Genomic DNA, 21,356 nt, shown 5'->3' with positions numbered 1-21,356 from the left:
CTTGCACGGCTATGTGGCTAATGTTATCTTGAAACAATATTTGTTTCTTTTGGCTAAACTAGCTAATCCCAGCGAACCCCTGTTCGCCAAATTCCCAATATGTCTGACAAAATGCATAAACAAAAAAGAACATCTGTGATTTCTCTGGGACGCAAAGCCTTAGGCGTTGCTGTGGCTTCGACTTTGATGGTGATGTCTGGTGCACATGCTACAGGCATGGGACGACTGACTGTACTGTCCGCTCTGGGGCAGCCGCTGAAAGCTGAAATTGAGCTGACTTCGCCCAGCAAAGATGAAATCGGTGCCCTGGTACCCAAGCTGGCCTCAGCAGATGCGTATCGTCAGGCAAATATAGAATTCAATGCAGCTTTATTATCCCTGCGTTTCGCGATCGAACCTAAGGGTGCGGGTTATGTGATCAAGGTCAGCTCGACCCAGGCAATGAATGAGCCATTTGTAGATATGTTATTAGAAATGACATCTTCCAATGGTAAGCTGTTGCGCGAATACACTTTCCTGCTGGATCCGGCGGAGCTTAGAAATGGCCAGGCGCCGCAAGTGGCGCAACCTAATCCGGTAGCTGGCAAAGCCGCGCCGGACGCGGGTGGCCGTAGCTCGCAGGCACCTGCGATTGCGATTCAGCCTTCAGCTGCAAAAAAAAATAGTGCTGCGCCTGCAGCGCCAGTGCAAAAAAACGGCACTGAGCATGTTGTTAAGCCTGGTGATACCCTGAGTAAAATCGCTGGCAATTACAAGCCAGAGGGAGTTTCGCTGGATCAGATGCTGGTCGGCTTGTATCGTGCAAATCCTAATGCATTTACCGGAAAAAACATGAATCGCCTGCGTGCTGGCCAGATTCTGGTGGTGCCCGATGCTGATGCCGTCAAATCCAGTGCAGCAAGCAATGCCGAAGCCCATTCTGTGGTGATGGCGCATGCGGCTGATTTTAACTCTTACCGTGGTAAGTTAGCTGAGCAGGTTGAACGTGCACCTGCTGAAAAGCGTAATGCTGGTAAGCAAACGGCGAGTGGTTCCATCACCGCGAAAGTGAAGGAGTTGCCAACGCCAACCGGTGATTCACCGGATAAGCTGAAGCTCTCTAAAGCAGCTCCGGCCGATGCTAAAGGCGGTAAAGGTAAGGGTGTTGCTGAAGAAGATAAGATCGCCAAAGAAAAAGCCACGGCTGAAGCCAATAGTCGCCTCAAAGAACTGGAAAAAAATGTAGGCGATTTGCAGCGTCTGCTGGATGTAAAGAACAAGGATCTGGCTGCGAAAGAAGCCGAGCTGGCATCTAAAGCGAAACAGCAGGATAAGGCTGCTGCTCCGGTGGCTGCATCTGCTGCGGATAAGGCGAAAGTGGCTGCTTCAGTACCCGCAGTTGCGACGGCAACTGCTCCGGCTTCTGCTGCCAAAGCGCCTGACAGTGCCTCTGCTTCGGCAAGTGCGTCAGCGATGGCCTCAGCACCAGTGGTAGCAGCATCAGCCAGTGCGGCGGCAGCCAGCGATGCATCAGCCAGTGATAAACCAGTTGTGCGTCGTAAGCCGGTACCGCCGCCGCCACCTCCTGCGCCTGAGCCAAGTTTCTTCGAAAGCATATCTGACTGGTTGATGCCAGCTGGTATCGCTTTGATCGCAGTGCTCGGTGGTGCAGGTTTCTGGGCCAGCCAGCGTAAGAAAAAAATGCAGCAATTCGAAGACAGTATTCTGACTGGCTCCAGCATGAAGGCGAACTCCATGTTCGGCTCTACTGGTGGGCAGAGCGTGGATACCAATAACAGTGTCTTTAATTCGAATTTTGCGCCTTCCGCCAGTCAGCTCGATGCCAATGAGGTCGATCCGGTTGCTGAGGCAGATGTGTATATCGCCTATGGTCGTGATTCTCAGGCTGAGGAAATCCTGAAAGAGGCCTTGCGTACCCAGCCGGATCGTCATGCTGTGCGTCTCAAATTGCTGGAAATTTATTTTGCACGCAAAGATACCAAACAGTTTGAACGTCTTGCCAGTGAGTTGTATGGCATGACCAGCGGTGCGGGCGATGAGTGGGCGCAAGCTGCGTCTATGGGCGTCTCGCTGGAACCAGGTAATCCTTTGTATGCGGGTGGGCAACTGAAGCAGGATACCTCGATCGCTGCCGGCCTGGGTAATTCGACTCAGCCTTTGGAGGATCTGGATCCGGATGCACTGCTGGGGAACTCCTTATCGCGCGATATGCTGGAAGCGATCAGTATCATAGATACCGCATCCCATGCAGAAAACAAAGATACTGCTGACTCAGCTGCCAATGCTGCAGCGGATGTGGTGGATCCAGTCCAGCCACTCGATGCCGGTGCACTGGACTTTGATCTGGGTCTGGATCTGGCTGAAGTGCCGCAAATTCCGGAGCCTGTGTCTGCTGCCTCTCAGCGGGAGCCAGAGCCTGTGCCTGAGGTGGATTTTGGTACCATTGATTTTGATTTTGGTGATGCGAAACCGGTCGCTGAAGTTGCTGCAGCTGTTGAGCCAGTGGCCGCGCCAACAGACGAAAGCCATGCGCTGGATTTTGATCATGTCGATCTGGGTGCACTCGATTTTGCCTTGTCTGATGCGGGTACAGAGCAGCCAGCCAGCCAGGTTGAAGAGCCATTGGCCGTGCTGACACTGCCTGCAGAAGATGAGCAGCATTCTGATGCGGCTGAACATCCTGCTGAGCAGCAAGATGCCGATCATGCTTCGGCATTTGAGTTTGATTTGTCTGGCATCAGTCTGGATCTGCCTTCCGATGCGCCTGCTGCAGAGGCTCACGCAGAGGAAGATAATGCTGAGATGTCAACCAAGCTGGATCTGGCAGTGGCTTATCAGGAAATTGGCGACAAAGAGGGCGCTAAGGAATTGCTGGACGAAGTCCTGAAGGGTGGCAGTGCAGCTCAAAAAGAAAGAGCAAATGCCATGTTGTTGCAGTTGGCATAAAACAGGGTAAACTCTGGACGGGCGCCACGATAGTTGGCGCCCGTTTTTCTTTTTTGCGTAAGTCATATTTGGGGAAGAGTGTTTGTGAAGCGATTAGTATTGGGAGTGCAATATGATGGCCAGGGGTGGCGTGGGTGGCAGACACAGCCCTCCGGAGATACTGTGCAGGATGCGCTGGAACGTGCTTTGCTCCGCTTTACCAATCAGGAAATACGTACTTTATGCGCTGGTCGCACCGATGCGGGTGTGCATGGGCTGGAGCAGGTCGTGCACTTTGATACTGAGCTCAGCCGTACTCCGTATTCCTGGGTAAATGGTGTGAATGCCTTTTTGCCACCTACGGTTGCGGTGCAGTGGGCGAAAGAGCTGGAGTTCGATGCTGAGGATCAGAATCAGTTTCACGCACGTTTCAGTGCGCGTGCCAGAACCTATCATTATGTTTTGCATAACAGTAAAATCCGTTCGCCAATGTGGATAGGGCGGGCAGGTTGGGTATTCCGGCCGCTCGATCTGGCGCTGATGCAGCAGGGGGCTGCGCATTTGCTGGGTGAGCATGATTTTTCTGCGTTCCGCGCGGCTGAATGTCAGGCCAAGTCACCAGTCAAGCACATGTATGAAATACAGATACGTCAGCATGGCGAATTGTTTGTCTTTACCCTCAAGGCCAGTGCCTTTTTGCATCACATGGTCAGAAACATAGTCGGCTCCCTTATTTTTGTTGGTACCGGAAAGCGCGCGCCAGATTGGGTGGCGGAAGTGCTGGCCAGCCGTGATCGCAGTGTTGCAGCACCCACTTTTATGCCGGATGGCTTGTATCTGGCCAAAATTGATTATGAAGAAAAGTGGATGTTGCCCCAGCCTGAGGCGGCGCTGATCCCTGGTTTCTTGTCGCTTTTGGCGTAAATGCGTCTTGTTCTCTGGTAAATACTCGGTTTTCGGTCTTGAATTCCGGTAAAATGGCGCTTTGCAAAACCCAAACAGAAGGCGCTCGCCTGGGGAAAGTTGCCCAGACCGGAGCGCTTTTTTTTAGCCGGTACCGCTTCACATATAGAATTTTTAGCAATCTCAATGAATAACATCCGGAATTTCTCTATCATCGCCCACATTGATCATGGTAAATCAACGCTGGCGGATCGCATCATTCAATTATGTGGTGGCCTGTCTGACCGCGAAATGGAGGCACAAGTCCTCGATTCGATGGATATCGAACGTGAGCGCGGAATTACGATTAAGGCGCAGACTGCCGCTTTGCATTACAAAGCACGTGATGGTCAGGTGTATAACCTGAACCTGATTGATACTCCGGGTCACGTCGACTTCAGCTATGAGGTGAGCCGCTCCTTATCCGCTTGTGAAGGCGCATTGCTGGTGGTGGACGCGTCCCAGGGTGTGGAAGCGCAAACTGTAGCGAACTGCTATACCGCGATTGAGCTGGGTGTTGAAGTGGTACCTGTGCTAAATAAGATAGACTTGCCGTCCGCCGATCCAGCCAATGCCTGTTCCGAAATTGAAGAAGTCATCGGCATTGATGCGACCGAAGCAGTGCACTGCTCCGCTAAGACAGGTCTCGGTGTGGCCGATGTGCTGGAATCCCTGATTGCTAAAGTGCCGGCTCCTGTGGGTGATCCGACTGCGCCTTTGCAAGCTTTGATCATCGACTCCTGGTTTGATAACTATGTCGGTGTGGTCATGTTGGTACGTATCGTCAACGGTACTTTGCGTCCGAAAGATAAGATTCTGTTCATGGCAACAGAAGCCCAGCATCTGGTCGAAAGCGTCGGTGTATTTACGCCTAAATCCCTGAGCCGTGATCAGTTGACAGCCGGTCAGGTGGGCTTCGTGATTGCCGGTATTAAGGAATTGAAGGCAGCGAAAGTCGGCGACACCATTACGGTCGCGAACAACAAGGCCGCTGAACCTCTGCCTGGTTTTAAGGAAGTACAGCCACAGGTGTTTGCCGGTTTGTTCCCGGTCGAGGCAAATCAATACGATGCTTTGCGTGACTCGCTGGAAAAGCTCAAACTCAATGATGCGGCGCTGATGTATGAGCCGGAAGTGTCGCAGGCGCTGGGCTTTGGCTTCCGTTGCGGCTTCCTGGGCTTGCTGCACATGGAGATCGTACAGGAACGTCTGGAACGTGAATTTGATATGGATCTGATCACCACCGCACCGACCGTGGTGTATGAAGTGGTGATGGCTGATGGCAGTATCGCGATGGTGGATAATCCATCCAAGATGCCTGAACCGTCGCGTATCGAGGAAATTCGCGAACCTATCGTGACAGTTAACCTGTATATGCCGCAAGAGTATGTCGGTTCTGTGATTACCCTGTGTACCCAGAAGCGCGGTGTGCAGATGGATATGAGCTACCACGGCCGCCAGGTCAAGCTGACGTATGAAATGCCGATGGCAGAAATCGTACTGGACTTCTTTGATCGTCTGAAATCCACCTCACGCGGCTATGCGTCCATGGACTATGAGTTCAAGGAAAATCGTGCTGCCGACGTGGTTAAAGTCGATATGCTGATTAACAGTGAAAAAGTCGATGCGCTGGCGATTATTGTGCACCGTGCGAACAGCCAGTTCCGTGGTCGTGCAGTGGCTGCCAAAATGCGTGAACTGATTCCGCGTCAGATGTTTGATGTGGCGATTCAGGCTGCGATTGGCTCTAACATCATTTCCCGTGAAAATGTGAAAGCCTTGCGTAAAAACGTTTTAGCGAAGTGTTATGGTGGTGATATCAGCCGTAAGCGTAAGCTGCTCGAAAAACAAAAGGCCGGTAAAAAACGGATGAAACAAGTCGGTTCTGTGGAGATTCCACAAGAAGCATTCCTGGCGATTTTACAAGTGGACGAGAAATGAAATTTGCATTCATTCTGGGTAATTTCGCCCTGATATTGTTTGTGTTGACAGTCGGTACGGGTATCGTCTGGTGTCTGGATAAATTTGTATTTTCCAAGCAGCGTCGTGCTGCTGCAGATAAGGCTTTGGCAGAATTTGATGCACGGGTCGCCAAGCTGACTGCAGATGGCGTGAAGATGGAGCAGGGCAAGCGCGCTGAGCTGGAAGCGAATCTCTTGCGTCAGCCAACCTGGATCGAGTATTCAGGCAGCTTCTTCCCGGTGATTGCGATGGTGTTTTTCCTGCGCTCGTTTTTGTTCGAGCCATTTAAAATTCCTTCCGGCTCCATGATGCCTACGCTGCTGATTGGTGATCTGATATTGGTGAATAAATTCACGTACGGCATACGTTTGCCAGTGATCAACAAAAAAGTCATCGATCTGAATCAACCACAGCGTGGCGATGTGATGGTATTCAAGTATCCGCTGGATCCGACCGTAGACTACATCAAACGTGTGGTTGGTATACCTGGTGATAAAGTAGAGTACAAAAACAAGCGTCTGAGCATCAATGGTAAGCCTTTGCAATACGAGCAACAGCCAGATTTTCTGGACGAAATCAGTTATTCAAAGCAATTCACAGAAAACCTGACAGGTGTCTCGCATCGCATCCTGAACGATGAAACACGTCCGGCTTTCGTGAGTGATCCATTGAATTTCCCATATCGTCAGAACTGTAGTTATGATAGTGAGGGCTTTACCTGCGTGGTGCCAGAAGGCCATTACTTCATGATGGGCGATAATCGCGATAATAGTGCTGATGGCCGTATCTGGGGCTTTGTCCCGGATGAAAATATCGTCGGCAAGGCTTTCTTCGTCTGGATGAACTTCGGCGATGTGAAACGTATAGGCAGCTTTCATTAAGTCCTAGAATAAATGTTTGAATCAATGCTTGAATCAATGCTTGTAAAAGCACTTGGATAATCGGGAGAAAACAATATGAAACAGACCGGACAACAAACTTTGAAATCACAACAAGGTATTTCCTTGTTTGGATTGATTTTTTCCTTGGGCATCATCGTCCTGATCGCGATGCTGGCGATGAAAGTGGTGCCGACTGTGATTGAATACACTTCGGTTAAGAAAGCGATTGCATCGGCTAAGAATGCAGGCACGACCGCAAATGAAATTCAGACTGCTTTTGATAAACAGGCTGAAGTAAGCTATATCACCTCCATCTCTGGTAAAGAGCTGCAAATTTCCAAAGGCGATGAAGGTGTCGAGGTCAGCTTTTCGTATCAAAAGAAAATTCCTCTGGTCGGGCCAGCCAGCTTATTGCTCGAGTACCAGGGAACAACGGCAAGTCGTGGCGTGATCGCGAAAAAGCCAGAATAAGCAGACAGACGTATGAATCTTCAACTATTGCAAAAGAGACTGGGGCACCAGTTTAATAACCCCGCTTTATTGCAGCAGGCATTAACGCATCGTAGTCATAGCGTCACGCACAATGAGCGCCTCGAATTCCTTGGGGATTCGGTGCTCAACTGTGTGGTGGCGTCGCTGTTGTTTGATAGTTTTGCAGATATCGATGAAGGCGATTTATCGCGTGTCCGCGCCAATCTGGTCAAGCAGCAATCCTTGTTTGAAATCGCCCAAAGCATAGAATTATCGCAATTCCTGCGCCTGGGTGAAGGTGAGCTCAAGTCCGGCGGCTTCCGTCGTCCGTCTATCCTGGCCGATACGCTGGAAGCCTTATTCGGCGCGATTTTCCTCGATGCAGGATTCGATACTGCCAAGCGCGTGATCGAGGCCTTGTATCAACCGATTATGGCCACCGTCGACCCGACTACCTTGGGTAAAGACGCCAAAACCTTGCTGCAGGAATTTTTGCAAAGTAAGAAAATCGCACTGCCACAGTACAATGTGGTTGCGACTCATGGCGCGGCACATAATCAGGAATTCGAGATCGAATGCCTGGTGCCTAAACTCGATATTCAGGTATTTGGTACCGGTGGCAGTCGCCGTGCCGGCGAGCAGGCCGCAGCAAAGCGGGCACTGGAAACAGCAATTGCTGCGCTGGCAAAATCCCCCGCTGCACGCAAATCCAAGCCCAGAAGCGCACAATTAAAATTAGCCGGTATCGCGACGCCGCAGCAGGATAATCCAGCGCCGTCAGAAAAACCGGTATCGCAGCAAGAACCAGGCGCAACAGAAAAAGCGCCTGCCGCGAAATCCCATCCTAAATCAGCCTGAGTCTTCCCATGAATGAAATCACAGACAACCCAGAATTTCGTTGTGGGTATATTGCTATTGTCGGTCGTCCTAATGTCGGTAAATCGACCTTAATGAACGCGCTGATCGGCGCCAAGGTCAGTATCACTTCGCGTAAAGCGCAGACTACCCGTCACCGTATCACTGGCATACAAACCAAAGATCAGACCCAGTTTGTCTACATCGATACGCCGGGTTTTCAGACCCGCCATTCGAATGCGCTGAACCGCACGCTGAACCGCACCGTTACCACCACCTTAACTGCCGCTGACGTGATTTTGTACATCATCGAAGCGGGCACGTTTGGCCCGGCTGATCAGCAAGTGATCGAGCTGCTGCCTAAGAACGTGCCTTGCATCCTGGTGATTAACAAGTCTGACCGTATCAAAGATAAAGCCGTCATGATGCCGTTCGCGCAGAAGGTGGCGGCTGCGTTCCCGTTCACTGCGATTGTGCCGGTATCTGCGACACTGCGCTTCCAGCTGGAAAATCTGGAGGGTGAAATCCGTAAATATCTGCCGGAACAGCCACCGATGTTCGGTGAAGACGATATCACCGACCGTAGCGAAAAATTTCTCGCAGCTGAAATCGTACGCGAAAAATTATTCCGTTTCGTCGGTGATGAGCTGCCTTATACCAGTACCGTGCTGGTTGAAAAATTTGAGCAGGAAGGTAATCTGCGCCGCGTGTTTGTCGCGATCCTGGTCGATCGTGATGGCCATAAATCCATGGTCATCGGTAACAAAGGTGCGCGCCTGAAAGAAATCTCCACCCAGTCCCGTATCGACATGGAAAAGCTGTTTGGTGGTCCGGTATATCTGGAAATTTGGGTCAAAGTCAAATCAGGCTGGGCCGACAATGAAGCCGGTTTGCGTGCTTACGGCTACGAGTAAATTTCTGTCTTTGAGGTGATGAATCCCGCGACGGACGCAGTGGCAGAGGATCTTGCAGACTACCTGCAAGATCCTCTGCGCACTTCTGCGCCAGTCAAAAAGCGCAGTTCCTCTGCCATCTCTGCCAGCGCACAGCGTGAGCGCAAAATTTTGCAGCAACCTGGCTTTGTGCTGCATGCACGCCCCTACAAAGAAACCAGTCTGATCGTTGATGTGCTGACGCGCGACTTCGGCCGCATTGCGCTGGTCGCAAAAGGCGCCAAACGGCCACACTCGCAGTTGCGCAGCGTATTGCAGACTTTCCAGCCGCTGAACTTATCCTGGATGGGCAAGACCGAGTTAAAAACCCTGACCTCGGCTGATTGGGTAGGCGGCATGCTGCCCTTAGAAAAATCGGCGCTTGTATGCGGTTTTTATCTGAATGAACTGATCATTAAGTTTCTGCTCAAAGACGAGCCGCATCCTGCCTTGTTTGATCAGTACGTGGCAACCATTAATCAGTTAGCACATGGCGAATCGGCACCCGTGGTGCTGCGCCAGTTTGAGCTGGTTTTGCTACGTCAGTCTGGCCTGCTGGGCGATATACATCTGTGTACCGAACAGCGTGCGCCCGTGCAGCCTGAGCTGCATTATGTGCTCGATCCACAAGCTGGCACGCGCCCGGCGCGGCCCGGTGATCATTTCCCGGTATTGAGCGGGGCTTGCCTGCTGGCGATGGCGGATGGTGATTACAGCCTGCCGGAAACTCAGTTTCAAAGTAAGATGCTGATGCGCTTTTTACTCTCGCATCATTTACACGGCGCGGTACTCAGTACCCGCCAGCTTTTGATCGATTTGCAGAATTTATGATGATACATCCTCCTTTGCATTTGCCGGATCTGTGTATCGACCTTGATCCGGTCTTGCTCGCCTTGCTGAATGATGCAAACCCGCAGTCTGTGTGCGAGCAACTGATGCGCGATGCGGTGCACGCGGGCGCCGATCAGTTCAGCCTGGATCTGGCTGTGGCCAGCCTCACGCTGACAGCTGAAGGGGTGCAGAGCTTACTGCGCACATGCCCATTGCCGGTGTTTGTGTATGCCGCTGCACAGGATACCTTGGCACAGAGCTTATGGCAGCAGGGCTTAATCGCAGGACAGATTGCCTCAGAGTCGGTTGCAGACGCGCCGTGGGTGGCAGTGGCCAGCCCGGATAGCGCTGCTTTGCAGGCCGTGCATGCGCAGGGTGCGCGCAGTGTGTTGCTGGAATTGCCGCAAGAAGGCTGGCAGGCCGTCGCCGATGTCACTGCGCTGTGTAGCGCTGCGACGCAAGCTGGCATCAGTCTGCGTTTGCCGCTGCGTTCAGTTCAGCAAATGGCTGCGGTACGCAGTTATCCTTGCTGTCGCGTGCTGGAGTTAGGGCAGGGCTTACTGGCGACCGCCTTGCTGTCAGGCTGGGGCAGTGCGGTGGCCGCCGCTAAAGCGGAGCTGATACGCCTGTATGGTCCGCAGCCATGATTTACGGCATAGGCAACGACATCACCCGGGTAGACCGCATGCAGCTTGCCTTGCAGCGTTCTGGTCCCAGATTTGCCGAGAAAATTCTGGGTGCGCAGGAATGGCAAATCTACCAGCAACGCGCAGCCCAATCGGAACTGCGTGCCATGCATTATTTAGCGACCCGTTTTGCGGCCAAAGAAGCCTTTGGTAAAGCGATAGGTACTGGTGTACGTTTGCCGATGACCTTGAAAAATCTGCAGACGCTGAATGATGCGCAGGGTAAGCCAGTGCTGCATTATTCCGACACGCTGGCCAGCTGGATGCAGACGCAGCGCCTGAAAGCACATGTGTCGCTCAGTGATGAAAAAGACTATGCGCTGGCTTTTGTCGTGGTGGAAGCAGAGTGTTGAACCTGTCGCCAGGTAACTACCATTTGTACGAACACTGCGCCGTTTTACCTAGCCTGGACCCATCATGACAGAGAATGAGCAGCAAGCCGACGGCAGACAACAAGTGCTCGATACCGTCGCAAAATTACCCCACTTGCCCGGCGTGTACCGCTATTTTGATCAGCAGGATCAATTGCTGTATGTGGGCAAGGCGAAAGACTTAAAAAAGCGCGTCACCACGTATTTTCAAAAGACCTTATCCAGTCCGCGTATCGCCATGATGGTCGCGAAAATCGCGCGCATGGAAACCACGGTGACACGCAGTGAGGCCGAAGCCCTGATTCTGGAAAATAATCTGATCAAGGCGCTGCGCCCGCGCTACAACATTCTGTTCCGCGACGATAAATCCTATCCCTATCTGAAAATCAGTCAACATGCCGCGCCGCGCATGAGTTACTACCGTGGTGCGGTCGATAAAAAACATCAGTACTTCGGTCCTTTCCCCTCAGGTTGGGCGGTCAAGGAGTCGATGGAGATACTGCAAAAAGTTTTTTTGCTCAGGAATTGCGAGGACAGCGTCTACGCCAATCGTACCCGTCCTTGCCTGCTGCATCAGATCCATCGCTGCAGCGCGCCCTGCGTAGGTCTGATCACGCCTGAAGACTATCAGCAAGACGTGGCTAATGCTGCGGATTTTCTGCGAGGGCGTCAGCTGGAAGTGCTGCAGTCTTTGGAAAAGAAAATGCTGGCTTACGCTGAGCAGCTCAAATTTGAGCAGGCGGCGCTGGTACGTAATCAGATGTCCGCTTTATCCAAAGTGCTGCAACAGCAGAGTATGGAAACCAGCGGCAGCGCCGATGTCGATATCATTGCCGTGATTGTAGAAGGTGGCCGCGCCTGCGTGAACCTGGCCATGATACGCGGTGGGCGGCATCTGGGTGACCGCGCTTATTTTCCGACTCATGTCGATGAGGTGCAGGCGACAGCGGAAGAAAGCATAGAAGCCGAAGTGCTGGCGGCCTTCCTGGCGCAGCATTATGTCGAGCAATTCATTCCGGCTACCTTAGTCACCAATATCGAATTGAATGCACCCGATCTGATGCTGGCGCTGACCGAGCAATGCGGGCATAAAATCCATCTGAGTTTTCAGCCGCAGGAGCAGCGCCGTATCTGGCTGGAGATGGCGCTCAAAGGCGCACGATTGGCGCTCGCACGTTTGTTATCCGAACAGGGTTCGCAACAGGCTCGTACCCGTGCGCTGGCGAATGTGTTGGAACTGGACGCGCAGGATTTGGAAACGATACGGGTCGAGTGTTTTGATATCAGTCACACCCAGGGTGAGGCGACCCAGGCTTCGTGCGTGGTGTTCCATCATCATGCGATGCAGAATGGCGAATACCGGCGCTTCAATATCACTGGCATTACTCCGGGTGATGATTATGCCGCCATGCGCCAGGTGCTGACGCGGCGTTATGCGCATTTGTCAGGACAGAGTGAAACGGCGGAAAATCGCGTCATGCCTGATGTGGTGTTGATCGATGGTGGTAAAGGGCAGGTCGAAGTCGCACGTCAGGTATTTACCGAGCTGGGTCTGGATTGCAGCCTGATCGTTGGCGTCGCCAAGGGTGAAGGCCGCAAGGTCGGGTTGGAAACGCTGGTGTTCGTCGATGGTCGCCCTGAGCAGGAACTGGGCAAAGAATCGGCAGCACTGATGCTGATTGCGCAGATCCGCGATGAGGCGCATCGCTTCGCGATTACCGGCATGCGTGCCAAGCGTGACAAGGCGCGCCAGACTTCACAACTCGAAGATATCGAAGGCGTGGGGCCAAAACGACGTCAAAAATTACTGACCCGTTTTGGTGGTCTGAAGGGCGTGGCCGATGCGAGTGTCGATGAATTAGCCAGCGTCGAAGGAATATCGCACAAACTCGCCGAAGAAATTTACAAGCGATTGCGATAGACAAATATAATGGGCGAAATTTCTCATAAAAAACAGTGAAAACAGCACTGTGCGCGACACGCAAAAGCGGTAGTCGCTGCCTTGCTGAACCACTGGCCCGAACCTCATAACAATAGTCATGCCCTTAAATTTTCCGATACTGCTGACCTGGTTGCGCGTCGCACTGATTCCTCTGGTGGTCGGTGTTTTTTATTTGCCGGATGCGTGGCTGAGTCCCTTCTATAAAGGTCTGGCCTCGACCATCGTGTTTATCGTGGCAGCGGTGACGGACTGGTTCGACGGCTTCCTCGCGCGGCGCTGGAATCAGACTTCCTCGTTTGGCGCCTTTCTCGATCCGGTGGCCGACAAGCTGATGGTAGCTGGTGCTTTGCTGGTGCTGGTGCAGCTGGACAGGGTGAATGCCGTGATCGCGTTTGTGATCATAGGGCGCGAGATCACCATCTCTGCATTGCGTGAATGGATGGCGCTGATCGGTGCCTCGAAATCGGTAGCAGTCAGCTCGCTGGGTAAAATTAAAACCACGGCGCAGATGATCGCCATTCCTATGCTGCTGTATTACGACATGCTGTTTGGCGTGATAGATTCCGTGCTGATCGGTTCCTGGTTATTGCTGGTGGCCGCCGTGCTGACCGTCTGGTCGATGTGCTATTACCTGAAAAAAGCCTGGCCTATGATCAAGGAAAGCACAGAGCGCCAGGACAAAGTGAGTTAGCCCGCTTGACATAATTTCGGAGTGCTATATAATTTTGGTCTTTCGTCGATGCGGGAATAGCTCAGTTGGTAGAGCGCAACCTTGCCAAGGTTGAGGTCGAGAGTTCGAGACTCTTTTCCCGCTCCAAGTATCTTCGATGAAATGTAATGCGGGAATAGCTCAGTTGGTAGAGCGCAACCTTGCCAAGGTTGAGGTCGAGAGTTCGAGACTCTTTTCCCGCTCCAGGTTTCGTAGTAAATGTTGTGATGGTCAAAGCGGGAATAGCTCAGTTGGTAGAGCGCAACCTTGCCAAGGTTGAGGTCGAGAGTTCGAGACTCTTTTCCCGCTCCACTTTCCCACACAGCAGGCAACAGTTAATGCGGGAATAGCTCAGTTGGTAGAGCGCAACCTTGCCAAGGTTGAGGTCGAGAGTTCGAGACTCTTTTCCCGCTCCAGATTAAATCGGGGAATACGTTCCCCGTTTTTATCAGAGCAGTAGTGATGTATTTCGCAGCATAAGCTGTGAGGTATCTCAAAGGCGGGGTAGCAAAGTGGTTATGCAGCGGCCTGCAAAGCCGTAGACGCCGGTTCGATCCCGACCCCCGCCTCCAGTACAAAGAAAGCGCTGTTAAGCGCTTTTTTTTCAGAGCAAGCAGTTTCGGCTGCATGTTGTAGTGATGGGCCCGAGTGGTGAAATAGGTAGACACATCGGACTTAAAATCCGCCGCTTTCCTTAATCGGGGCGTGCCGGTTCGATTCCGGCCTCGGGCACCATATCGACATCTCAGTAAGTGCAAAAACCCGCAAATTCTTTGGAGTTTGCGGGTTTTTTGTTGCCTGTTTCAAATGCCGGATTTGATCGCTGTCAGATTGTGGTGTGCATAGTTTGCCGCCATAATGCTGGCCTGACTGCGCCTGCCTTTGGGCTGGCTTTTCCCTGTTCAACAAGAATCACTGGTGCCTGCTATGCATACTGAAAACCCGGCAATTTTACAGATCGATGGCTTGCATATTGCGCATGGGCGGCTGGTCTTGCGTGACTGGTCGGCTGCCATCGGTGCGGGTGTGACGCTGGTGTGTGATGAGGAAGGGGAGTGCAAGACGGATTTTCTGCGTTTGCTGGCGGGGGAGTTGACGGCGGCGGCGGGGTGTTTGTGTCTGTTGGGCGTGGCACTGCAGGTGGATGTGCAGGCTTATCGGCGGCAGGTGTATTGGATTGCGCCAGCGACTGTGGATTATGATGAACTCACGGTAGAGGCGTTTTTTGCCTTGCAGGCCAGTCGCTATGCGGGCTTTGATCAGGCGGCGCTGGTGCAGCTGATTGCCGGGCTGGCGCTGGAGCCGCATTTGTTCAAGCAGATACGGATGTTATCGGCCGGTACCCGGCGCAAGGTGTGGATTGCGGCGGCGTTTGCGAGTGGGGCTGCGCTGACTTTGCTGGATGATCCGCTGGCGGCGCTGGATAAAAGTTCTGCCACGTTTGTATTGTCCCAGATGGCCGCATTGGCGCAGGCCGGTCAGCGCGCTCTGGTGGTGGGGGATTATCAGGCGCCGGCCAATGTGCCGCTGGTGGCGAGAATAGATCTGGCTTCCTGACTGTCATCTTGCCGCAACGGCGCGCTGTTGTTGGCTGAGCGGTGCGCAGTGGCCTGCATGGAGTTGTGTTAGCCTGAGGCTGTTCCCGTTGTTTGCCACTACCTTCTACTGCCAAGCGCTACAGACTGGAGACTGCTATGCCCATCGTTACCATCACCACACGTCAGCCCAAAACCACCGCCTTTAAAGATGGCGTTTTACAGGCAGTCCATGCCGCACTGGTGGCCAGTGGGGTGCCGCAAACCGATGTATTTCAGCGTGTGCTGGAATTGCCAGCTGAGGATTTTCGCTTTGATGCCCATTATCCGGATCTGACCGAGGCGCGCACGGATGACTTTGTGCTCATTGAAATTGTGTGGTCGGCAGGGCGCAGTGTGAAGGTTAAGAAAGCCTTGCTGGCGACGCTGATGGAGGGCATACGCGCTGCGGGCATGTCGCCTGAGCAGGTGATGGTCTGCTTCAAAGAAACCACCTGGGAAAACTGGTCATTTGCTGGCGGGCGCATGCTGCACGTCTGAGTTCGTTTTCTTCTTTCCCCGGTGCTTGCTGATTCCGCTGCATCTGGCAATCTGCCATCAATTTCCAATCACCCAGTATCTATGCGGCCTGCAGCCTGTTTTCGGGCTACAGGCCGCGTCTTTATTGGACTTCCTTTTTTATCCTTTCATCTCATCCTTCATCTTCATGCTGATTTGTACGGCTTTTGCCCGAATGGCATGCGTACCTTGTCAGTGCCAGTGCTGATTTTCTCTGTTATCTGGGAATAAGCGGGTTTTTACTCGTTTGTTCCACGCATGCAATGTGGTTTGACTCGCCAATAATGCTAACTGTAGACGTGTGATGGTGAAGTCGTGTTTGCCATGCGGAAATAACAGGAGTCGGCAATGTCCGAAGAAAGCGATCTCGAAAGAACCGAACCGGCCTCGCCCAAGCGTCTGGAAGACGCGCGCAAAGAGGGTGATGTTCCGCGTTCGCGCGAGTTATCGACTTGTACGGTGTTGCTGGCAGCGGGTGGTGCATTGTGGGCGATGGGTGGCTCACTGGTGAATCAGCTCAATCACAGCCTGATTACTGGCCTTAGCCTGGAGCGCGAAGTCGCTTTTGATTTCAATTTGCTGGTGCAAAAGATCTCAGTCAGTCTGACCGATGTATTGCTGGCTTTCGCTCCGGTCGCCGTGTTGTTGCTGATCGTGGCACTGGCCTCACCTTTACTGATCGGTGGCTGGCTGTTCAGTGCCAAGGCGTTGGAACCTAATTTTGGCCGCATGAATCCGATTTCCGGACTCGGCAATATGGTGTCTTCGCGCGCCGGTGTCGAGTTGCTCAAGGCAGTCTTGAAAACCATCCTGGTCGGCTGCGTATCCTGGGTGGTGGTGATGGGGCAGAAAGAGGCGATGTTCAGTCTTGCCACAGAATCGGTACAGGCTGGTTCGGCCCACGTGGGACACATGCTGGGTGTGTGTTTTATGGCGATTGTTGCTTCGCTGGTGGTGATCGCGGCGATTGATGCGCCTTACCAGATGTGGGCCTATGCCGAGAAGCTGAAGATGACGCATCAGGAAGTGATCCAGGAATCAAAAGAAGCCAATGGTAATCCGCAGATCAAGGCGAAAATGCGTCAGCAACAGCGCGAGATGGCACGCCGCCGCATGATGTCGGAAATCCCGACTGCCGATGTGGTGGTGACTAACCCGACCCACTTTGCGGTAGCGCTGAAATATACAGAAGGCGGCATGCGTGCGCCGCAGGTGGTGGCCAAAGGTGCGGATGCCGTGGCTGCCAAAATTCGTGAAATCGCGGCAGAAAATAAAGTGCCGCTGCTGGAAGCGCCACCGCTGGCCCGTGCGCTGTACAAGCACACTGAGCTGGGCGATGAAATTCCTGAGGCTTTGTACGGTGCGGTGGCAGAAGTGCTGGCCTATGTATTCCAGTTGCGGGTGTATCGCGAACGTGGTGGTAAGTACCCCGATGAACCACGCAATCTGAATGTACCAAAAGAGCTGGACCCTTTGAATTTGTTAGGAGAGAACCATGAATAGCCTGAGACTGCCGATGTGGATGGCCGGCATGAATGCTAAGGCTTTGGCGGCACCGCTGTTAATCATCCTGATGCTGGCGATGATGATTTTGCCTTTGCCGGCCTTCATACTGGATATGTTTTTCAGCTTCAATATCGCGATTGCGGTGATTGTATTGCTGACCAGTCTGTACACGGTCAAGCCGCTGGATTTCATGGTGTTCCCAACGGTGCTGCTGGTCAGCACCATGTTGCGTTTATCGCTGAACGTGGCATCCACCCGTATCGTGCTGACTGAAGGTCATACTGGTCCGGATGCGGCAGGTAAGGTGATTGAGGCTTTCGGCCATTTTCTGATTGGTGGTAATTACACAGTCGGTATCGTGGTGTTCGTGATTCTGACCATTATTAACTTTACCGTAGTGACCAAAGGTGCAGGCCGTATCGCGGAAGTCGGTGCGCGTTTTGCATTGGATGCGATGCCTGGTAAGCAAATGGCGATTGATGCCGATTTAAATGCGGGCCTGATCCCGGAGCAGGAAGCACGCCGCCGCCGTACTGAAGTCGCGCAGGAAGCAGAATTCTATGGCGCGATGGACGGTGCCTCCAAATACGTGCGTGGTGATGCGGTGGCCGGTATCGTGGTCACCGTGGTCAATATCGTGGGTGGTTTGATCGTGGGCATGGTGCAGCATGATATGGACTTTGGCGCGGCCCTGAAAAACTACACCTTGCTGGCGATTGGTGATGGCCTGGTGGCACAGATTCCTTCGCTGATTATTTCCATCGCAGCTGGTGTGGTGGTATCGCGCGTCGCCAGTGAAGAAGATATCAGTACCCAGTTAGTCGGTCAGTTATTTGCCAAACCACAGGTGATGTTTATTACTGCGGGCATCGTGGGTGGCATGGGCGTGATTCCCGGCATGCCACATATGGCGTTTGTGTTCCTGGCCTCGGTACTGGGTGGTGCCGGTTATCTGATCCAGAAACGCATTGATGCGCAAAGCAGCCCGGCTGCAGCCAATGCCGCGCAAGCCGCTGCCGCAACCGCCGCTGCTGCAGCAGCACCGGAAATGGAAGAAGCGACCTGGCAGGATATTTTGCCGGTCGATACCCTGGGCCTGGAAGTGGGCTATCGCCTGATCCCTTTGGTGGACAAATCTCAGGGTGGTGAATTGCTGCGCCGGATTAAAGGCATACGTAAAAAATTCGCACAGGAAGTTGGCTTTCTGTCGCCAGCTGTGCACATCCGTGACAATCTGGAACTGAAACCATCGGCATATAAAATCGCACTCAAAGGCGTGGAGGTGGGTACTGGTGAAGCCATGAATGGTCAGTATCTGGCGATTAATCCCGGCATGGTCAGCGGTCCTTTGCCTGGTGCAGAAACTACTGACCCGGCCTTTGGTCTGCCCGCTGTCTGGATCGATGGCAGCATGCGTGAACAGGCGCAGATCATGGGTTACACCGTGGTGGATGCAGGCACCGTCATTGCGACCCATCTGAATCACATCATCACCACGCATGCAGCGGAATTGCTGGGTCGTCAGGAAGTGCAATCGCTGCTTGATCATCTGGCCAAAGAAATGCCTAAGATGGTGGAAGATCTGGTGCCAAAAATGCTGCCTTTATCAGTACTGCAAAAAGTATTGCAGAACCTGTTGCAGGAAGGCGTACATATCCGCGACATGCGCACCATCATCGAAACTTTGTCTGAGCAGGCGATGCATAGCCAGGACGCGAATGAATTGACGGCGCAGGTCAGGATTGCACTGGGTCGTGCGATTGTGCAGCAGATTTTCCCGGGTACCAATGAACTGACCGTGATGGCACTCGACAGCCGTTTAGAACGTCTGCTGATGCAAGCCATGAATACCGGTGGCGGCGATGGCACAGCGCTGGAGCCAGGTCTGGCTGACACGCTGGCGGCACAGGCGGATCAGGCAGTCAAACAACAAGAGCAAATGGGGCAAACCCCGGTCTTGCTGGTGCCAGCACCACTGCGTCCTTTGTTATCGCGCTTCCTGCGCCGCGCACTGCCACAGCTCAAAGTGCTGTCGCATGCTGAATTACCTGAAACTAAAACAATTAGAGTTACCAGCCTGATCGGAGGGCAATCATGAACGTGAGAAAATTTACTGCCAATACCTCGCGTGAGGCTTTGCGTATGTTGCGTGATGCACTCGGTGCAGATGCCGTCATTCTGTCCAATAAAACCGTCAACGGTAAAGTCGAGATCATGGCGATGGCTGAAGAGTCGGTGCCGGAATATGCTCCCGTTGAAAAGCCACGCAGCATGGCCCCCGAAGTTGCACGCCTGACGCCCGCTTTTCCGGCAGAGTCTGCCCGTAGTTTTAGTCCGCGCAGTTTCGCACCTGAACCGGAAGCCGAGGCAGTGCGTCCGCTGATTACCCGTCCATCCGTCGCCAGTCCGGTCAGTTCAGCCAATGCAGCTGCATCCAGTGAACTGCACGATGTCATGAGTGAGATCCGCTCTATGCGCAGTATGCTGGAATCGCAACTGGCTGAATTGTCGTGGTCGGCGACTCAGCAAAAGCAACCGCATAAAGCCGAAGTGCTGCGCGAAATGCTGGCCACTGGCCTGAGTGCCAGTCTGTCGCGTTATCTGATCTCGAAATTGCCAGAGGGTGATTCGGTGCAAAACGGCGTGGAATGGGTCAAGTCAGTATTGGCACGTAATCTGATGACCATCGACAATGAAAGCGAAATCCTGGAAAAGGGCGGCGTCTACGCGCTGGTAGGGCCGACCGGTGTCGGCAAAACCACCACCACAGCCAAGCTGGCAGCGCGTTGCGTGATGCGTCACGGTCCTTCCCAGCTGGCGCTGATTACCACCGATGGCTATCGTATCGGTGGCTACGAACAGTTAAGAATTTACGGAAAAATCCTGGGTGTGATGGTACATGCGGTCAAAGATGAGAGTGATTTACGTATTGCCTTGTCGGAACTCAAGAATAAACATACAGTATTGATAGATACTGTCGGCGTCAGTCAGCGCGATAAGATGGTGACGGAGCAGGTCGCCATGCTGTCCGGCTCAGGCTCGCAAGTGAAGCGCCTGCTGTGCCTGAATGCGACTTCTACCGGCGAGACCCTGAGCGAAGTAGTGCGCGCCTATCAGGGCGGTGGTCTGGCAGGTTGTATCCTGACTAAACTGGATGAAGCGGCAACCATAGGCGGTGCGCTGGATATCGCGATCCGTCAGCGTCTGGCGCTGTATTATGTAGCGAGCGGCCAGCGTGTACCGGAAGATTTGCATGTAGCGAATAAGCAGTACCTGATCGACCGTGCATTTAAGCTCAAGCGTGAAACCGCGGCTTTCCGCTATCTGGATGAAGAGCTGCCGCTGATCATGGCAGGTGCCGTACAGGGACGCATTGCAGCAGGAATGGCGAAGGAGGTGTCCCTTGGCTAAATTTGATCAGGCAGAAGGTCTGCGCCGCATGCTGGCCGGGCCTAAACCCAGGGTGCTGACATTCTTATCAGTATTGAGCGAAGATGAAAAAAGCGGAACACTGGCTAATCTGGGTGTGTCGCTGGCACGGCAGGGTAATCAGGTGCTGATGCTGGATGCGCGTTCCACACCTCAAAGCGTGGGAGCGTGGCTGAATGCGCGATTTGACCGCAGCTTATTGGATGTAGCGAAACAACAGCGTACAATGCAGGAAGCAATAAAAGTTGTCGCAGCAGGATTATCCGTGACACAGTTGTCACGTCATGCCGCACTGACCCGTGAGCTGCCGCCCGAGCATTTGCGCCAGTTATCGCGTGTGTTTGATCTGGTCGTCAATGATGTCGATCTGGTGGTGGTGGATGCAGCGATCGATGCGACGGATCATTTTCCGCTTGCCTCGCTTGATGACAGTGAACTGGTGATACAGGTATCGTCAGATCCTGCGGCAATCAAGGCTGCCTATGGTCTGATTAAGCGTTTGAGTGCCCGTCTTGGCCGGCGCTCTTTTAATGTGCTGGTGTCAGGGGTAAGCGAACAGGAGGCAACGTTGATCTACTCGAATATGGCGCAGGCTGCGAGCCGTTATCTGGCCGTACCGCTGCAATTTGTAGGTTATGTTCCTCAGGATGAATATGTAATTAAGGCCGCACACTTGGGGCAATCAGTGATTGATGCCTTTCCGAAAGCACGCGCAGCACTGGCGTTCTCCCGTCTGGCAGAGCGTCTGGCTTCGACCGCGCGCTCCAGCCTGGCGCTGGAAGGTCAATCTGAGCTGAGTGTGGGCCTCGGAATGTGATAAC

18 protein-coding genes and 6 tRNA genes are annotated in these 21,356 nt (G+C 53.1%); all 24 read left to right on the top strand.

Annotated features, from left to right (window positions below; all coding sequences use genetic code 11):
- The first annotated feature begins 111 nt into the window (after positions 1-111).
- The 24 genes from H8K43_RS14455 (at position 112) to H8K43_RS14340 (ending at position 21,352) form a co-directional block, all read left to right on the top strand.
- A complete protein-coding gene (locus H8K43_RS14455) occupies positions 112-2,946 on the top strand; it encodes a motility hub landmark protein FimV (protein WP_186904483.1) in 2,835 nt (944 codons plus the stop codon).
- An 84-nt stretch (positions 2,947-3,030) separates the two neighbouring features.
- On the top strand, positions 3,031-3,849 hold the full coding sequence (gene truA, locus H8K43_RS14450; protein WP_186904482.1) for a tRNA pseudouridine(38-40) synthase TruA: 819 nt from the start codon (positions 3,031-3,033) through the stop codon (positions 3,847-3,849).
- Positions 3,850-4,014: 165 nt separating this feature from the next.
- The gene (gene lepA, locus H8K43_RS14445) at positions 4,015-5,808 is read left to right on the top strand and encodes a translation elongation factor 4 (protein WP_186880655.1); all 1,794 of its coding nucleotides are present in this window, start codon (positions 4,015-4,017) and stop codon (positions 5,806-5,808) included.
- Positions 5,805-6,710 carry a signal peptidase I gene (lepB, locus tag H8K43_RS14440; RefSeq protein WP_186904481.1) on the top strand — a complete coding sequence of 302 codons (906 nt, stop codon included), beginning with the start codon at positions 5,805-5,807 and terminating at the stop codon, positions 6,708-6,710. Before lepA ends, lepB begins: the two co-directional genes overlap by 4 nt.
- 75 nt (positions 6,711-6,785) lie before the next feature.
- The gene (locus H8K43_RS14435) at positions 6,786-7,181 is read left to right on the top strand and encodes a DUF4845 domain-containing protein (protein WP_186904480.1); all 396 of its coding nucleotides are present in this window, start codon (positions 6,786-6,788) and stop codon (positions 7,179-7,181) included.
- A gap of 12 nt (positions 7,182-7,193) precedes the next feature.
- Positions 7,194-8,039: a ribonuclease III gene (gene rnc, locus H8K43_RS14430; RefSeq protein ID WP_186904479.1), complete on the top strand. Its 846-nt coding sequence runs from the start codon at positions 7,194-7,196 to the stop codon at positions 8,037-8,039.
- Positions 8,040-8,047: 8 nt separating this feature from the next.
- Positions 8,048-8,950 (top strand): GTPase Era, encoded by a 903-nt coding sequence (gene era / locus H8K43_RS14425; protein ID WP_186880651.1) that lies wholly within the window; start codon positions 8,048-8,050, stop codon positions 8,948-8,950.
- Between the two features lie 18 nt (positions 8,951-8,968).
- On the top strand, positions 8,969-9,799 hold the full coding sequence (gene recO, locus H8K43_RS14420) for a DNA repair protein RecO (RefSeq protein ID WP_186904478.1): 831 nt from the start codon (positions 8,969-8,971) through the stop codon (positions 9,797-9,799).
- Positions 9,796-10,446 carry a hypothetical protein gene (locus tag H8K43_RS14415; protein WP_186904477.1) on the top strand — a complete coding sequence of 217 codons (651 nt, stop codon included), beginning with the start codon at positions 9,796-9,798 and terminating at the stop codon, positions 10,444-10,446. The genes recO and H8K43_RS14415 overlap by 4 nt, the downstream gene beginning before the upstream one ends.
- The gene (gene acpS, locus H8K43_RS14410; protein WP_186904476.1) at positions 10,443-10,838 is read left to right on the top strand and encodes a holo-ACP synthase; all 396 of its coding nucleotides are present in this window, start codon (positions 10,443-10,445) and stop codon (positions 10,836-10,838) included. Before H8K43_RS14415 ends, acpS begins: the two co-directional genes overlap by 4 nt.
- A gap of 64 nt (positions 10,839-10,902) precedes the next feature.
- The gene (uvrC, locus tag H8K43_RS14405) at positions 10,903-12,777 is read left to right on the top strand and encodes an excinuclease ABC subunit UvrC (RefSeq protein ID WP_186904475.1); all 1,875 of its coding nucleotides are present in this window, start codon (positions 10,903-10,905) and stop codon (positions 12,775-12,777) included.
- 118 nt (positions 12,778-12,895) lie between these two features.
- Positions 12,896-13,489, top strand: a complete 594-nt coding sequence (pgsA, locus tag H8K43_RS14400) for a CDP-diacylglycerol--glycerol-3-phosphate 3-phosphatidyltransferase (RefSeq protein ID WP_186904474.1) — start codon at positions 12,896-12,898, stop codon at positions 13,487-13,489.
- 50 nt (positions 13,490-13,539) lie between these two features.
- A tRNA-Gly gene (locus H8K43_RS14395) sits at positions 13,540-13,615 on the top strand.
- A gap of 22 nt (positions 13,616-13,637) precedes the next feature.
- Positions 13,638-13,713, top strand: a tRNA-Gly gene (locus H8K43_RS14390).
- Positions 13,714-13,743: 30 nt separating this feature from the next.
- Positions 13,744-13,819 (top strand) — tRNA-Gly (locus H8K43_RS14385).
- A gap of 28 nt (positions 13,820-13,847) precedes the next feature.
- Positions 13,848-13,923 (top strand) — tRNA-Gly (locus H8K43_RS14380).
- A gap of 82 nt (positions 13,924-14,005) precedes the next feature.
- Positions 14,006-14,079: transfer RNA gene (locus tag H8K43_RS14375), tRNA-Cys, on the top strand.
- A 70-nt stretch (positions 14,080-14,149) separates the two neighbouring features.
- Positions 14,150-14,242, top strand: a tRNA-Leu gene (locus H8K43_RS14370).
- Positions 14,243-14,434: 192 nt separating this feature from the next.
- A complete protein-coding gene (locus H8K43_RS14365) occupies positions 14,435-15,064 on the top strand; it encodes an ABC transporter ATP-binding protein (protein WP_186904473.1) in 630 nt (209 codons plus the stop codon).
- 137 nt (positions 15,065-15,201) lie between these two features.
- Entirely contained in the window at positions 15,202-15,582 is a 381-nt protein-coding gene (locus H8K43_RS14360) for a tautomerase family protein (RefSeq protein ID WP_186904472.1), read from the top strand.
- A 366-nt stretch (positions 15,583-15,948) separates the two neighbouring features.
- The gene (gene flhB, locus H8K43_RS14355) at positions 15,949-17,103 is read left to right on the top strand and encodes a flagellar biosynthesis protein FlhB (protein ID WP_186904471.1); all 1,155 of its coding nucleotides are present in this window, start codon (positions 15,949-15,951) and stop codon (positions 17,101-17,103) included.
- Positions 17,096-19,204, top strand: coding sequence for a flagellar biosynthesis protein FlhA (gene flhA / locus H8K43_RS14350; protein WP_186904470.1), 2,109 nt, complete (start codon positions 17,096-17,098; stop codon positions 19,202-19,204). The genes flhB and flhA overlap by 8 nt, the downstream gene beginning before the upstream one ends.
- Positions 19,201-20,517 carry a flagellar biosynthesis protein FlhF gene (gene flhF / locus H8K43_RS14345; protein WP_186904469.1) on the top strand — a complete coding sequence of 439 codons (1,317 nt, stop codon included), beginning with the start codon at positions 19,201-19,203 and terminating at the stop codon, positions 20,515-20,517. Before flhA ends, flhF begins: the two co-directional genes overlap by 4 nt.
- The gene (locus tag H8K43_RS14340) at positions 20,510-21,352 is read left to right on the top strand and encodes a MinD/ParA family ATP-binding protein (RefSeq protein ID WP_230403969.1); all 843 of its coding nucleotides are present in this window, start codon (positions 20,510-20,512) and stop codon (positions 21,350-21,352) included. Before flhF ends, H8K43_RS14340 begins: the two co-directional genes overlap by 8 nt.
- Positions 21,353-21,356 lie beyond the last annotated feature (4 nt).

The sequence above is a fragment of the Cognatundibacterium curvum genome (assembly GCF_014284235.1).
Classification (GTDB): domain Bacteria; phylum Pseudomonadota; class Gammaproteobacteria; order Burkholderiales; family Burkholderiaceae_D; genus Undibacterium; species Undibacterium curvum.
This window is presented reverse-complemented; position numbering and strand designations above follow the sequence as displayed.

What these genes read in the sequence shown, in the direction of transcription:
- H8K43_RS14455 (WP_186904483.1), top strand. Translation starts at nt 112, where the DNA reads ATGCATAAACAAAAAAGAACATCTGTGATTTCTCTGGGACGCAAAGCC.
- lepA (WP_186880655.1), top strand. Translation starts at nt 4,015, where the DNA reads ATGAATAACATCCGGAATTTCTCTATCATCGCCCACATTGATCATGGT.
- lepB (WP_186904481.1), top strand. Translation starts at nt 5,805, where the DNA reads ATGAAATTTGCATTCATTCTGGGTAATTTCGCCCTGATATTGTTTGTG.
- H8K43_RS14435 (WP_186904480.1), top strand. Translation starts at nt 6,786, where the DNA reads ATGAAACAGACCGGACAACAAACTTTGAAATCACAACAAGGTATTTCC.
- rnc (WP_186904479.1), top strand. Translation starts at nt 7,194, where the DNA reads ATGAATCTTCAACTATTGCAAAAGAGACTGGGGCACCAGTTTAATAAC.
- era (WP_186880651.1), top strand. Translation starts at nt 8,048, where the DNA reads ATGAATGAAATCACAGACAACCCAGAATTTCGTTGTGGGTATATTGCT.
- recO (WP_186904478.1), top strand. Translation starts at nt 8,969, where the DNA reads ATGAATCCCGCGACGGACGCAGTGGCAGAGGATCTTGCAGACTACCTG.
- H8K43_RS14415 (WP_186904477.1), top strand. Translation starts at nt 9,796, where the DNA reads ATGATGATACATCCTCCTTTGCATTTGCCGGATCTGTGTATCGACCTT.
- acpS (WP_186904476.1), top strand. Translation starts at nt 10,443, where the DNA reads ATGATTTACGGCATAGGCAACGACATCACCCGGGTAGACCGCATGCAG.
- uvrC (WP_186904475.1), top strand. Translation starts at nt 10,903, where the DNA reads ATGACAGAGAATGAGCAGCAAGCCGACGGCAGACAACAAGTGCTCGAT.
- pgsA (WP_186904474.1), top strand. Translation starts at nt 12,896, where the DNA reads ATGCCCTTAAATTTTCCGATACTGCTGACCTGGTTGCGCGTCGCACTG.
- H8K43_RS14365 (WP_186904473.1), top strand. Translation starts at nt 14,435, where the DNA reads ATGCATACTGAAAACCCGGCAATTTTACAGATCGATGGCTTGCATATT.
- H8K43_RS14360 (WP_186904472.1), top strand. Translation starts at nt 15,202, where the DNA reads ATGCCCATCGTTACCATCACCACACGTCAGCCCAAAACCACCGCCTTT.
- flhB (WP_186904471.1), top strand. Translation starts at nt 15,949, where the DNA reads ATGTCCGAAGAAAGCGATCTCGAAAGAACCGAACCGGCCTCGCCCAAG.
- flhA (WP_186904470.1), top strand. Translation starts at nt 17,096, where the DNA reads ATGAATAGCCTGAGACTGCCGATGTGGATGGCCGGCATGAATGCTAAG.
- flhF (WP_186904469.1), top strand. Translation starts at nt 19,201, where the DNA reads ATGAACGTGAGAAAATTTACTGCCAATACCTCGCGTGAGGCTTTGCGT.